We start from the raw sequence: 13,251 nt of genomic DNA, 5'->3' as shown, positions 1-13,251 counted from the left end.
TCTTAACTTCAACAAAAGGAACCAATATGGGTATTAAAGGTAAAGCAACGTCCCTTCTCGAAGAGTTCAAGGCCTTCGCATTCAAGGGCAACATCGTCGATATGGCCATCGGTGTGATCATCGGTGGTGCATTCGGTAAAATCGTGACCTCCTTCGTGAACGACATCGTGATGCCGGGCGTTACGGCAATCATCGCCATGGCTGGCGGTAAAGATGCTGGCGAAGGCCTTAAGTCACTTTCCTACACCACTGCTGCCGGCGTAGAAATCCCCTACGGCAACTTCATCGGTGGAATCGTCGACTTCCTCATCGTCGCTATCGTGGTGTTCCTCGTGATGAAGAAGTTCCTCGGCTTCATGCAGAACATGCGTAAGCAGGAAGCAGAAGCCCCGGCCGCTCCTCCGGCACCTCCTGAACCGAGCGCCGAAGAAAAGCTCCTCACCGAAATCCGCGACTTGCTGAAGAAGTAATTTACACGGCAACGCCGTAGTTACCAGAACTTAATTGGTAGAGCCTAGAGAGCCGCCTTTGGCGGCTCTTCATTTATTCCGTTACCAAGTTCTAAGCTCCCGCCTAAAGGTAGCTAACGGTAAATTCTAAGTTCTAAACTCTAAGCTCTATACTAGCTTCTGCGGTAAACGGCAATTCTTCCAGCTGTGGAGTCGCGATAATCACCTGGCAAGCCTTTTCGCGAATGAGCGACGCCACCGCATCGCGACGCTTCACGTCGAGTTCGGCAAAAATATCATCGAGCAAGAGAATCGGCTTACTAAGGAAACGGCTCGCCACATCAACCGCAGCAAAGCGCATCGCGATCGCCGCACAACGGCACTGCCCCTGCGATCCCGAAGAACGCATTTCGGATCCGCCAATGCAGATTCCCAGATCATCGCGGTGCGGACCGGCAAGCGTACCGCCGAAAGAGCGTTCCGCAATTTCCAAGCTGCGGAGTTTTCGACTAAAAGCAGTCCGCAAGGCGTCCTCGTCAACCGAACCGTCGTCGGACATTCCTGAATCATCACCCGAGACATTGTACGGCGCCGAGGGCTCCGCGGCGACCTTGTCCAGTTCCGCATCATCCAAAAATTCCGCTCCGTCAAGCGCATCGAGTTCCTTCAGAATCGAACTCTTGTAGGCGCAGGTAATTTCGTCGACTCCCCCCGAAAGCTTACGGTAGTACCCCGTGATAATCGGAGAAATTTCTTTCGATAGCGAAAGTCGGGCTGCCCATAATTTCGCCCCCAGGTCAATCAGCTGTTCAGTCAAGATTCCAAAGAGTTCCTCGCCGCCCAAGGGCGCCATTCCACCCCCGCGCTTGAAATCCCTGAGCCACTTATTGCGCTGTTGCAGCACGCGACCGTACCGACGCAGCAAAGAGGCATTCGCCTTCGAACGGAAACAGAGAATTTCGTTCAGCCACCGGCGCCGCACATCGGGCGCCCCACGCAAGAGTTCTATATCAGACGGCTGCATCACGACTGCAGGCAGACTTCCGAAGAGCGCCGCCGCCGATTTCAAGTTCTCGCCATTCTCCCGGACATCGCAACTGCGACGGCCCACGCGAATCGCGCGCGCCGTCGTCCGCCCCGAATCCTCAAAGGTCGCCCGCAGCAGGAACTCATCGCCGTTCCAGGCGATCAGTTCTTTCAAGTCTCTTGCCCTGAATGAAAATCCCTGGGCCAGCAAATGGACCGATTCCAGTATCGAAGTTTTGCCGCAACCGTTCGGCCCATGAACGACCGTAATTCCGGGCCCAAACTCCTGTTCAAACCCGGATAGGCTGCGCACGCCTTCTATATAGATTTTGGAAATCACGGAATATAGCCCCGGAGACCAAAGCTAAGCGGCGTCCACAGCCCCGCTTCCGATTCATAAATCAAGGCGTAGTTCACATCAAACGGATACTTCTTCTTTCCGATACGAATCCGGAACTTGTAGCCGGCACCCACCGTCCAGTCCAAATCATCCATGCCCAGACGGAGCGTGCCGTCAGGAATGATTTCACACTCAAAACCGACGCGGCCCGTCCACACATGCAAATCAGGATCAAAAGCAAGTAAGGTATCGGCCACCTGGTAGTCAATCGCTTCCATCCAGGCGTAAACAGGTTTCCCCATAACCCTGGAACGATACCCCAAGCCAATCTGCAAAACCTTCGGACGTACGCCATCGGTGCTTGCCACGGAATTGTCGGTACTGGTATTCTTGCTCCATTTTGCAGACAAGTTCTTACTAAAGCTCAAATTACGGATGACCACCGACGTAGACCACTGTTCGTTCCACTGTCTAAGCCAGCTGAGGTTAAGAGTCACGGGACTGCGGTAATCATCGACCAGTTCTACACCGTCGTAATATTCCGCAATATCCATATTGTCGTAGCTCATCGAAAGCGACAGGCCGAACGCATCGCGGCGCGTGACTCGATAGGCAAAGCCGAGATACATCATGGTAAAGTAGGGAGTCGCGGTTCCCATCGTTTCGTCATCTTCGTTAATCACGTCAAAGGCAAGGTCGCCGCGGTAAAGCATCGCAAAGCCGACACCCATGCGCTTTCCCACAGGCGATTCCAGACCCAGCGAACCGCCCATACGATCCAGGTCGCGTTTTTCGGCACTTAGCGAATATCCAAAATCCTGACGGAAGCCAAGGATTGCCGGATTCCAGTAGGCAGCGGGCATCGACGCCGTATCCGCAGAACCCGTATTGCCACGGCCCAGTTCGCGAGTACCCGCACCCATACGTTCCACAAAGCCGTCAAAGCTGCCTAGCGTCGCCTTTTTTCCCGCAACCGCCGATGCCGTTAAAAGCAAAAGCATTACGAATATAAGACCTAGATCCTTCGACGCGCTTCGCTTTCCCCAAAGAGGATAACTCAACTTGAGAACTAAAGTTCTTAGTTTCGTATAGCTCAGGATGACACTCTCTCGTCTTTCGTCTTTCGTCTTTCGTCTAAGCATCATCACTTGTGCCCTCCCAAGGTCATCACCTTACCCCAGCCGATATGGCCGTGATTGTCCTTGACACGCACATAGTACACGCCCATGGTGCAGGGCCGACCCGCCTTGTCCTTACCGTCCCAGAAATCTTCCTTGGGGTTCGTGCTTCGTGATTTATCGGCACTACGGGGAGCATCCTTTACAATCGTGCGGATCTTTCTCATATCGTAGCTGAACACGTCAATCGTAATTTTAGAATCCTTACTTACCTTGTACGAAACAAGGGACTGGTCCCCATCACCCGAGGTAATCACCGAAGGAACCATACGGATTGTTCCAAGATCGCCCCCCAGCTTGGCACGGTTCAGAATGGTGGTCCAGGTTTTCCCCGAATCCGCCGAAACCGAGATTCCGTTCCCGTAGGTCGCAAGGGCTAACCCCTCCGTTTTCGTATCTAGCGGGAAAGAGCATATCGAGGTGATAATCGCATCGCGGTCCGTCGCGCCCGTTTCAAAGCCGTACAGCCAGTTGTTCTTGCCGTCATCGTCGGTTTCCCAGGCGCGAACACCCGTAGAATCCAGCTTGAAAAAACCACTCACCGATCCACCTGATGTCACGGCGACATAGGCCACCTTGCCTATAAAAGCCACACCGCTGACGGTATAATCCCCATCGTCATATACGTCCTTCTTTTGTTGCTTTCCCGCCGTATCCAAGAAATCGACCTTGGCAAAATCCTTTGCATTTTTGCGAAGCACCCACAGCGCGCCTTTCATGGACTCCTTCTGCATATAGGACGTTTCCGCAATAATCGTCAGCGGATTTCCTCCCATCCAAAGCCCCGTCACGCGGGCAGACGTATCAAGACTCGTCGAGACCTTCGAAATCTTGCCCTCCGAGGAACGTTTCCACAAGCCCTTCGAGGTCGCCATCCAGAGTTCACCCGTTTCGGGATGCAACTTCACATCGAGCACGCGGGGATTGTTCTTCGCGTCCCACTTATAGTTGACCTTGGCCGTATCCAGCGCACCCGTCTTCAGGTTCAACTGGAACATACCCTGTTTTTTTCCACTTTTCAATTCTTCGTAGAAGCCAAGACCAGCCGTGCCTCGCGCAAGCCACAACCGGCCACTAGTTGAATCGAATGCAAAACCACTCACGGCATAATACATCGCCGAATCCTCGGCCACAGCCTCGGGCAACAAGCTATGATCAACATCAAGGGGATTTTCCTGGACTTCTTCTGTTCCGCGCACCGAAAAAAATCCCGCAGGCAGTAAATGGTTGCCGTCATCATTGAGGCCATACATCGGAAGGACGTAACCAATCTTACCGGCATACCCCGACGAGATTCGACGGTGTTCCGCCAGCACTCCACTGTAGATTCCGTCCTGCATCGCGGTCATGGAATCGGATGCCTGTCCCTGTTTCGAACCGTTCACCTGGATACCGGACGATCCCGCATTCAGATTCAAAAGCGTAACGCCGCTATAGGTTCCACTACGGGAAAACACCCAGAGTTCCCCGTTCTTTCCGGAGCCGGTCACATTCATGGCGTAGTTGCTGAACAGCGTTTCCGCCGCCCCTACCGGCAAGGCTATCAGGCCGACAAGCAAGGCCGCCCACAAGTTTTTTACAAACAAATTATTCTTCATAAATTACCGCATGTCGATTTCATCGACACCCTTAATTGGCTTATACTTGAAATCTTCAGCCGAAACCTTCTTCATCACCTTAAGATTCACGATGTTGTACCAGGAACCGTTTCCCGACGGATCCACGGTAAACAGACGCTTCGGAGAGAAATCCTTTTTCGAGAGCCATACTTCCATCTGGGTAAACTGTCCCGCATACTTGGACGGATCCAGCTTGAGCACCCACAGTTTTTCGCCGCCAAATTCACCTTCAGAAATAGACTTCGCCTTACAATTCAAATACTTGAACAGGAGTTCCGACGGATGCAGCGAACTGGACAGGTCTTCCACCGCCTTAATCAGCACCTGTTTCTGTTCCACATTGTGCTGCCAGAGGCTTTCCCCGTCGCTATAGAACTTGATTCCCGCCATTTCCAGCACAAAGCGATCCCCTTCGGCCACCAGGAGCTTTCCGTCCTGGGAAGCGATTTCCGGAGAATCCACATAGAACACCTGCACACGGAAACTGAGATCCCACGCCTTGCCCGACTTGAACCAGGCCTTGGATTTTTCCATTGCCTCGTCAGCGGTCATCGACATCACCGGCATCACAGCAAAAAACAGAACAAACGCAAATAAACGAAGTAAATACCGCATCAGGGAACTCCATCCTTTAAGAATATGTGCAAATTTACAAAATTACGCCTATTCGCGATTGGCTTTTATCCGGCGAAATTTCTATCTTTGCTCAAGAAAAATTTAATTCTATTGGAAAAAACGTATGCGCAAACTGATTTTGCCCCTGGCCATGGCCACCGCCACCATCGCTTCCGCCGCCGATATCGAAATCCACGGCGACGTGAACATGGACTACGCCAGCTACTTTGACAGCGATTTTGACCCGACCAACGCCGGCAACCAGGACATCGACCTCGCCCTGAAGGCGCACCTCGACGAAAACATCGCCGTCGTCGTCAAGGGAACAACCCACAGCACCTTCGTCAACGAAAACGGCGAACTCCAGGAATCCGAAGTCCGCCACGGACTCGCCCGTTCCACCGCCATGGGTTCGGATGGTCGCTACAATTCCTTTGAATTTGACGGAGTCCAGTTCCGCTGGGATGTCAGCCACGAAGTTACCCTTATCTTCGGTGACATGACTTACAGCGCGGGCGCCTTCAACTACTACTTCTGGCGCGATGCTTCCCGTTACGCCGTCATCGTCCGTGAACAAAACCTCCGCGGTATCGGCCTCGATGTCGGTAACGACAAGTACGGACGCGGCTCCCTGTACTTGGGCGCATCCGACGCAACCGACCACACCGTAGCCCTCTTCGCCACCTACGGGTTCCCGCTAATCAACCACACCGACGAGCACTTGATCATCACCCCGAGCCTCGACTGGGTGTTCGGTTCCGAAATCAACCGTTCCCACACCTACGTCCTCGGTACCGAAATCGACTACTCCAAGAGCTACGAGAAGTTCAACTACGGCATCTACGCTGTATGGGGACTCCACCCGTACAAGGGACAGGGCGTCCACTCCTTCTTGCTCGAACCGAGCATGAACTACGCCATCTTCAACCTGGCCCTGACCTACTTCTACACCATTACCGACAAGAGCTACGCGGCCGAACCCCAGCTCATGACAGACGACCAGATGCTGTTCGCCGTGGAACCCAGCTTCAACATCCACAAGAAGTACACCCTGGGTGTCAGCTACGAATACCACGATCCGGACAAGGAAATTCACGGTGACGACTTCCAGTTCCTGGGCATGAACCATTACATCTACCCGACCATGAACACCGAAATCGTCATCTGGCACGGCTATAACTTCACCGACACCGACGACACGCCGTTCGGCAAGGCAAGGTTCTCCCTCGGTTTGAGCGGCAAGGCTAGTTTTTAAGCCCTGATCAAAAAAGACCTTAAGCGCCGGGTTATGCCCGGTGTTTTTTTGTAGGGGGAAGCCTCCCCCTGATTTCGGCCTCTACTCGGCCTGCTCCGCACGCAAATAAGACCGTTCGGCTCTATCGCAAAAAGAAAAGTCGATTTCGCCTCACTTTCGCCACAGCCCCAGCTTAACGCATGGGGCTTTCCGGCTCACATGGCACCACCTAAAGGTGGCCATGTTCACTAAGGCCTAAAGGCCAAGTGACCAAAGGTCGGCCTTCGGCCGACGAATGTTCGCTTAGCGGACAGGCTCTCGCAAAGTCCTCCATCACCCTCTCTACGGGCTTCAATCGCCAGCCCCACCTTGGTGGTCATGCGCACTAAGCAATAAATTGCTAAGTGCTGTCCGACGTAACACCTGGCTATTAAATCGTAGCGTTCTGATTTTTAATCTATTCAGGCAAAACTAGCCTCTATTTTTTCCCCACATACTCAACTATGAATGCATAAAAGAAAGGCGAGATTGCTCTCGCCTTTCAAAAAATTTAAGGTTTTACCTGAGCGCTCACAGCTCAATGCTCAGAGCGCTTTGCGCGACCTCAAAGCCGTTATTACTGACCGAGGTACTTACGGCCGATACCGAATTCATCCTTGTATTCGATGTAGTCCGGAACGAAGTCCTTGGCGTAAGAGAAGGAAACATTCACGGAGCACTGGAACTCGTTCATGAGCTTGCCCTTGCCCTTGAAGTTCTGCTTCTTCTTTTCGATCTTTTCCTGGCCCTTCTTGCCCACGAGCACTTCAGCTTCGCACCAGCCGCTGTTACCCTTGGCGAAGACTTCCTTGCCGTCGGTAGAGACAAGCTTGATCTTGCTCGGGTCAAGTTCGGTGTTGTTACCCGTAGAAGCCCAGAACTGGAGTTCGCCAGAGAGAGACCCCGGAGCAATCTTGATGGTCGGCAGAGCCATCACGTAGCCCCACTTGTCGACGCGGCGGCTCACCGGTTCACCGATCTGTTCACCGAAGATCAGGAAGTAACCGCGAGTGCCCTTGCGGCTCTTGTTGAGGGCTGCCTTGACTTCGGCATTTTCCGGAGCCATTTCAGCAATCTTCATGATCTGGTATTCGCTCACCACCGGGTCGGATTCACCCACGGCTTCGGAGAGATTCTTGGCAACGTAAGCATTTTCAGCTTCGGTGCGGATAGCCTTCACGGCTGCTTCGCCAGCACCCTTGGCCTTGGCGGTAGCAAGAGCGGTATCAATCTTTGCGAAAGCATTCACAATCGTACCGTAGTCCATGCCTTCCTGAGCGGCCTGCTGCTTACCGATGGTAGCAAGCTTGGTCACGTATTCTTCAACAACTTCGGCATTCTGGACATCGGCCATGTTCACGGAGGCCTTGTCGAAGTATCCGTTGATCAGGTCACTGTTCAGGTCCTTCTTGGCTTCCATTTCAGCGGCACGCACAAGGGCCAAAGTGAAGTTGTCATAAAATTCGTCGGACATGCTGCCTTTCTTCTTGGCTTCCAGGTAGGAATTGATGGCATTGCGGTAACGACCTTCCTTGAGGTGTTCGTCACCACGCTTTTCATTGGTACCCTTACAACCGATCATCGTGAAAGCGACAGCGGCTGCCAAAGAGGCGATTAGCATTTTTTTCATTTTTGTTTCCTTCAGTTGATGTTTTCAACTAATATAGATAGATATATAGTCTTTTATCAAAAAAAAATGATTTTTTAATATACTTTCTAAAAATAATTAAATAAATTTATGCTAAACCTGTCCATCAGGTAAATTTTTGTTTGGAGAACCATCTAGGCATGAATATTCTTGTCGTAAGCCCCGAAGCCGGAAACTGGTACAAGACCAGTCCGTTGGCCACCGCGGTCAACCGCATGACCGACGCTTTTGCGAGCGCCGGCACGAAAGTTATTACATGCTCGCCCTTTTTCAAGAATATGATGGTCGATGTCGAGAGCTACCGCTGTGTCCATACCGGCATCGAGAGACTCCAGAACAAGCCCTATGAGATCTGGGTATCAGACAAAGATCCGCTGCACACCTATATCTACAACGAAGAGTATTTCGGAAGGCCCTACATTTACGGACCACCCCAGAACGCCCCCTACACAGACAACCATATCCGGTTCGCCTTCCTGGCCTCGGCGGCTCTGGCCTACGCAGAAGACTCCCATTTCGAATGTCGAGCGATCCTCGGCCACGAATGGGGCGGCGCTCTCGCCGGTGCGCTCGCACACACCACCTACCAGAATTTCAGCAAGATTCCCTTCTTCTTCACCGTCCATAACATCACCTACGATTTCCATATTCCTTCGAGCGAAATCGAAAAGATCGGGCTTCCCCGCAAAGATTTCAATATGGACGGTTACGAATTCTGGGGCAAGGTCAGCCTTCTTAAGGTCGGCATTCTCTATGCGACCAAGGTACTGTTCCCATCGCCTGGTTACCGCGACGCCATGCTCAACACGAACCTCCCCGGCGGTATCAGCGGATTCCTGAACCGAAATTCAGACAAACTTATCGGAGTCCAGTTCGGCGTGAGCTATCAGGTCTGGGACTTCAACAAAGAAAATCTCCCTATCAAGGAAGCGAAGACCAAGGCAAGAGCGCACCTCCAACAGCAGTTGGGAGTCAATTTTGACGGCAAGATGATTCTTTACGTCCACCTAGACGAAGAAGCGGGCAACACCTCCGAAACACTTGCGACAATCCTATCGGATATTGCACGACTCGATGTGTTCATTATTGTCGGCATTTCTTCGAACAACAACGAGTGGAACTACTACAAGGACTTCGCGCAACAGTACCCCGAAGTCATGTGCGTCCAGGACCTCGAAAGCGACGACGACAACACGCTACAGCTCCGCGACACCCTCGCCGGATCCGACGCACTGTTTGCGGCAAACCTCCGCGAACCGTCGTCTTCGATTATCCTTAAGGCCATGGCCGCAGGAACACTTCCCCTGACAGGACGCACGGTCGGCGTTTCCACGATGCTTACCAGCTACGCCCTCGAAACCGCAGGCGAAGCAAATGCGTTCCTCGTAGACGACGCCAACGCCCCGCACCAGATGCTCCGAGCCGTGAAGGACGCGGTCAACGTCTACAAGACCGAAATACAGGACTGGGACAAGTGCGTGGTGAACGCCTACAGCGGATTCCACTACGAATGGTGCAGAACCATTTCCAAATACCTGCTCATATTCGGTGAACTTGGACTGTAACGTCCGTTCTTTCATTACAAAAAGACTATATTTGGCCCATCATCGGGACTTTAGCTCAATTGGTTAGAGCAGCGGACTCATAACCCGCGGGTTCCGGGTTCAAGTCCCGGAGGTCCCACGAGAGACGGTTTCTTTTAAGGAGCCGTCTTTCTTTTTTGGCGACCGCAAGTGGCAGTTCGCCCACACACTTTTTTATATTTGTGCTTAAACATTTCAACCATCCTTGAAAGGAATAAAAAAATGGCAAGAGCTTTGATTATCGGTTGTGGCGCAGTCGCCACAGTTGCTATCAAAAAATGCTGCACCTGCAGCGAAGTTTTCAGCGAAATTTGCATCGCTAGCCGCCACCGCGAAAACTGCGAAAAGCTCGCTCAGGAACTGCGTCCGAATACGAAGACGGTCATCACGACAGCCGCCGTCGATGCAGACAAGGCCGAGAACGTTGCCAAGCTCATCAAGGAATACAAGCCCGACCTGGTCATGAACATTGCGCTTCCGTACCAGGACCTCGCCATCATGGACGCCTGCCTCGAATGCGGCGTGAACTACATGGACACGGCGAACTACGAACCCGAAAACATCGACGATCCGGAATGGCGCAAGGTCTACGACAAGCGTTGCAAGGAACAGGGTTTCAGCGCCTACTTCGATTACAGCTGGCAGTGGGCTTATAAGGAAAAGTTTGAAAAGGCCGGCCTCACGGCTCTGCTCGGTTCCGGTTTCGACCCGGGTGTTTCTCAGGCCTACTGCGCCTACGCCCTGAAGCACCAGTTCGACACCATCGAAGAAATCGACATCCTCGACTGCAACGGCGGCGATCACGGCTACAAGTTCGCCACCAACTTCAACCCCGAAATCAACCTCCGCGAAGTCTCTGCACCGGGCAGCTACTGGGACACCGACGAAAACGGCAAGGGTCACTGGGTTGAAATCCCGGCCATGAGCATCAAGCGCGAATACGTGTTTGACGAAGTGGGCAAGAAGGACATGTACCTGCTGCACCACGAAGAAATCGAATCCTTGGCCCAAAACATCCGGGGCGTAAAGCGCATCCGTTTCTTCATGACATTTGGCCAGAGCTACCTCGACCACATGCGCTGCCTCGAAGACGTGGGCATGCTCAGCACCCAGCCGATCAAGTTCCAGGGGCAGGACATCGTGCCTATCCAGTTCCTCAAGGCCCTGTTGCCGGACCCGGCAAGCCTCGGCCCTCGCACCGTGGGCAAGACCAACATCGGTTGTATCTTCAAGGGTAAAAAAGACGGCAAGGACAAGACCTACTACCTGTACAACGTTTGCGACCACCAGGAATGCTACAAGGAACTCGGCAGCCAGGCTATCGCCTACACCACTGGCGTTCCGGCCATGTGCGGCGCCATGATGGTGCTTACCGGCAAGTGGAACAAGCCGGGCGTACATACCGTGGAAGAATTCGACCCGGATCCGTTCATGGAAGCCCTCACCAAGTACGGCCTCCCGTGGAAAGAAAACTTTAACCCGGTGCTGGTGGATTAGTGATTAGTGATTGGTGGTTAGTGATTAGGTTTTATAATCGCGGCAGAGCCGCCCTATCTACTGACCACTGCATACTAACCACTTCCTAACCACTGTTTACTAACCACTAACCACTGCAAAGCAATGAAAAAATGGCGCATTGACGATTCCCGCGACTTGTACAACGTCAAGGGTTGGGGCGTAAACTTCTTCGACATCAACGAAAAAGGACACGCAACGGTTCACCCGCTCAAGGAAGGCGGCCCGGACATCGACCTGTACGAACTCGTGCAGGAACTTTCGCTCCGCGATGTTTCAACTCCGATGCTGTTGCGTTTCCCGGATATCTTGGACAGTCGCATCGAGAAGATTAACGAGTGCTTCAACAAGGCCCGCAAGGAATACGGCTTTAACGGAAGCTACTACAGCATCTTCCCGATCAAGGTGAACCAGCAACGCGCCGTCTTGGAAGAAATCGTCAGCCACGGGAAAAAGTACAACATCGGTCTCGAAGCCGGTTCCAAGCCGGAACTGCATGCGGTGCTCGCGAACATGGACAATCCAGATTCGCTGATTATCTGCAACGGCTACAAGGACGAAGACTTTATCGAACTCGCGCTGCTTGCACAGAAGATGGGCAAGAAGATTTTCGTCGTCGTCGAAAAGATGAACGAACTCCACCTGGTGGTGGAACTGTCGCGCCGCATCGGCGTGCGCCCGAACATCGGTATCCGCATCAAGCTTGCCAGCTCCGGTAGCGGCAAGTGGGAAGAATCCGGCGGATACCACAGCAAGTTCGGCCTGAACAGTTCCGAATTGCTGGAAGCACTGGACTACATCAAGCAAGAGAAGATGGAAGACTGTATGAAGCTCATCCACTTCCACTTGGGTAGCCAGATTACCAACATTCGCCACATCAAGAGCGGCCTTCGCGAAGTCTCGCAGTTCTACGTGCAAATTAAGAAGATGGGCATGGGCCTTGAATTCGTAGACGTAGGCGGCGGTCTCGGCGTGGATTACGACGGCACCCGCAGTTCCAACGCAAGCTCGGTGAACTACTCCATTCAGGAATACGCGAACGACGTGGTGTACGCCATGTTCGAAGCTTGCGAAAACGGCGGCGTCGCTCACCCGAACATCATCGCAGAATCGGGCCGTGCACTTGCGGCACACCATTCCATCCTGGTATTCAACGTGCTTGAAACAGCCGGTCAGGCATTCTTCGACGAGAATATCCACGAAATCGATGACAATGCACCCGACGCACTGAAAGACCTTTACGGCATTTACAAGGGGCTCACCCCGAAGAATCTGCTGGAAAGCTGGCACGATGCCATTCAGCTGAACGATGACGTGCTCAACGGTTTCAAGGTCGGCGATTACGACTTGCCCACCCGCGCCATGTGCGAACGTCTGTTCTGGAGCATCGTGCGCAAGGTGGACCTGCTCGCAAAAGACTTGCGCCATCCGCCTTATGAACTCAGCGAACTTCCGCGCCTCTTGGCCCAGAAGTATTTCTGCAACTTTAGCTTGTTCCAGAGCCTGCCGGACAGCTGGGGCGTAGACCAGGTTTTCCCGCTCATGCCAATCCAGCGCCTGAACGAGGAACCCACAGTCGAGACGACCATCCAGGATGTCACTTGCGACTCTGACGGTAAAATCGATATGTTCGTGCGCGGTGGCGATGTCAGCCGCACACTTCCGCTGCATGAACTCAGGAACAATGAGCCGTACTACATCGCAGTCTACCTCGTGGGCGCCTACCAGGAAATCCTCGGTGACCTGCACAACCTCTTTGGCGACACCAACGCAGTCCACATCGTTTGCAACGACAAGGGCGGCTACGAAATCGACAAGATTATCGATGGCGAATCGGTGGAAGACGTACTCGATTACGTGAACTTCAGCGACAAGGCCCTTGTGCGCACCATGGAAAACTGGGTATCCCGCTCCGTGAAGGAAGGAAAGATTAGCCTGCAAGAAGGCAAGGAATTCCTGAACATCTACCGTGGCGGCCTATACGGTTACACGTATCTAGAGTAGA

The 13,251-nt window shown here is 52.9% G+C and carries 11 protein-coding genes and 1 tRNA gene; 7 read left to right on the top strand and 5 right to left on the bottom strand.

The genetic code is table 11. From position 1 onward, the window contains the following. Positions 1–26: 26 nt before the first annotated feature. Positions 27–470, top strand: coding sequence for a large-conductance mechanosensitive channel protein MscL (gene mscL / locus BUA93_RS01550; protein ID WP_072976836.1), 444 nt, complete (start codon positions 27–29; stop codon positions 468–470). Positions 471–603: 133 nt separating this feature from the next. Here mscL and BUA93_RS01545 read toward each other — a convergent pair whose 3' ends face one another. The 4 genes from BUA93_RS01545 to BUA93_RS01530 form a co-directional block, all read right to left on the bottom strand. Beyond that, positions 604–1,815: a DNA replication/repair protein RecF gene (locus tag BUA93_RS01545; RefSeq protein ID WP_072976834.1), complete on the bottom strand. Its 1,212-nt coding sequence runs from the start codon at positions 1,813–1,815 to the stop codon at positions 604–606. Further along, positions 1,812–2,816 carry a PorV/PorQ family protein gene (locus tag BUA93_RS01540; RefSeq protein WP_072976833.1) on the bottom strand — a complete coding sequence of 335 codons (1,005 nt, stop codon included), beginning with the start codon at positions 2,814–2,816 and terminating at the stop codon, positions 1,812–1,814. Before BUA93_RS01540 ends, BUA93_RS01545 begins: the two co-directional genes overlap by 4 nt. 143 nt (positions 2,817–2,959) lie before the next feature. After that, entirely contained in the window at positions 2,960–4,591 is a 1,632-nt protein-coding gene (locus BUA93_RS01535; protein WP_072976831.1) for a hypothetical protein, read from the bottom strand. A gap of 3 nt (positions 4,592–4,594) precedes the next feature. Continuing rightward, positions 4,595–5,227: a LolA family protein gene (locus BUA93_RS01530; RefSeq protein ID WP_072976829.1), complete on the bottom strand. Its 633-nt coding sequence runs from the start codon at positions 5,225–5,227 to the stop codon at positions 4,595–4,597. A 124-nt stretch (positions 5,228–5,351) separates the two neighbouring features. Between BUA93_RS01530 and BUA93_RS01525 the strand changes: the two genes are divergently transcribed. After that, on the top strand, positions 5,352–6,482 hold the full coding sequence (locus BUA93_RS01525) for a hypothetical protein (RefSeq protein WP_072976827.1): 1,131 nt from the start codon (positions 5,352–5,354) through the stop codon (positions 6,480–6,482). Positions 6,483–6,727: 245 nt separating this feature from the next. Continuing rightward, positions 6,728–6,850, top strand: coding sequence for a hypothetical protein (locus tag BUA93_RS16650; RefSeq protein ID WP_256374664.1), 123 nt, complete (start codon positions 6,728–6,730; stop codon positions 6,848–6,850). Between the two features lie 227 nt (positions 6,851–7,077). Here the strand turns inward: BUA93_RS16650 and BUA93_RS01520 are convergent, their stop codons facing one another. Further along, entirely contained in the window at positions 7,078–8,130 is a 1,053-nt protein-coding gene (locus tag BUA93_RS01520; protein WP_072976825.1) for a hypothetical protein, read from the bottom strand. A 158-nt stretch (positions 8,131–8,288) separates the two neighbouring features. On the opposite strand from BUA93_RS01520, the gene BUA93_RS01515 reads away from it, so the two are divergent. From BUA93_RS01515 to speA, 4 genes are all read left to right on the top strand, one after another. Beyond that, positions 8,289–9,713 carry a glycogen synthase gene (locus BUA93_RS01515; RefSeq protein WP_072976823.1) on the top strand — a complete coding sequence of 475 codons (1,425 nt, stop codon included), beginning with the start codon at positions 8,289–8,291 and terminating at the stop codon, positions 9,711–9,713. A gap of 44 nt (positions 9,714–9,757) precedes the next feature. Next, positions 9,758–9,831: transfer RNA gene (locus BUA93_RS01510), tRNA-Ile, on the top strand. Between the two features lie 122 nt (positions 9,832–9,953). Continuing rightward, positions 9,954–11,228: a saccharopine dehydrogenase family protein gene (locus BUA93_RS01505; RefSeq protein WP_072976820.1), complete on the top strand. Its 1,275-nt coding sequence runs from the start codon at positions 9,954–9,956 to the stop codon at positions 11,226–11,228. A gap of 123 nt (positions 11,229–11,351) precedes the next feature. Further along, on the top strand, positions 11,352–13,250 hold the full coding sequence (gene speA, locus BUA93_RS01500; RefSeq protein ID WP_072976818.1) for a biosynthetic arginine decarboxylase: 1,899 nt from the start codon (positions 11,352–11,354) through the stop codon (positions 13,248–13,250). Position 13,251 lies beyond the last annotated feature (1 nt).

The sequence above is a fragment of the Fibrobacter sp. UWH4 genome, from assembly GCF_900142475.1.
GTDB lineage: Bacteria > Fibrobacterota > Fibrobacteria > Fibrobacterales > Fibrobacteraceae > Fibrobacter.
The sequence above is the reverse complement of the archived record's forward strand: the minus strand, read 5'-3'. Positions and strand labels throughout refer to the sequence as shown.

What these genes read in the sequence shown, in the direction of transcription:
- BUA93_RS01505 (WP_072976820.1), top strand. Translation starts at nt 9,954, where the DNA reads ATGGCAAGAGCTTTGATTATCGGTTGTGGCGCAGTCGCCACAGTTGCT.
- BUA93_RS01520 (WP_072976825.1), bottom strand. Translation starts at nt 8,130, where the DNA reads ATGAAAAAAATGCTAATCGCCTCTTTGGCAGCCGCTGTCGCTTTCACG.
- BUA93_RS01535 (WP_072976831.1), bottom strand. Translation starts at nt 4,591, where the DNA reads ATGAAGAATAATTTGTTTGTAAAAAACTTGTGGGCGGCCTTGCTTGTC.
- BUA93_RS01540 (WP_072976833.1), bottom strand. Translation starts at nt 2,816, where the DNA reads ATGCTTTTGCTTTTAACGGCATCGGCGGTTGCGGGAAAAAAGGCGACG.
- BUA93_RS01525 (WP_072976827.1), top strand. Translation starts at nt 5,352, where the DNA reads ATGCGCAAACTGATTTTGCCCCTGGCCATGGCCACCGCCACCATCGCT.
- BUA93_RS01515 (WP_072976823.1), top strand. Translation starts at nt 8,289, where the DNA reads ATGAATATTCTTGTCGTAAGCCCCGAAGCCGGAAACTGGTACAAGACC.
- mscL (WP_072976836.1), top strand. Translation starts at nt 27, where the DNA reads ATGGGTATTAAAGGTAAAGCAACGTCCCTTCTCGAAGAGTTCAAGGCC.
- BUA93_RS01530 (WP_072976829.1), bottom strand. Translation starts at nt 5,227, where the DNA reads ATGCGGTATTTACTTCGTTTATTTGCGTTTGTTCTGTTTTTTGCTGTG.
- speA (WP_072976818.1), top strand. Translation starts at nt 11,352, where the DNA reads ATGAAAAAATGGCGCATTGACGATTCCCGCGACTTGTACAACGTCAAG.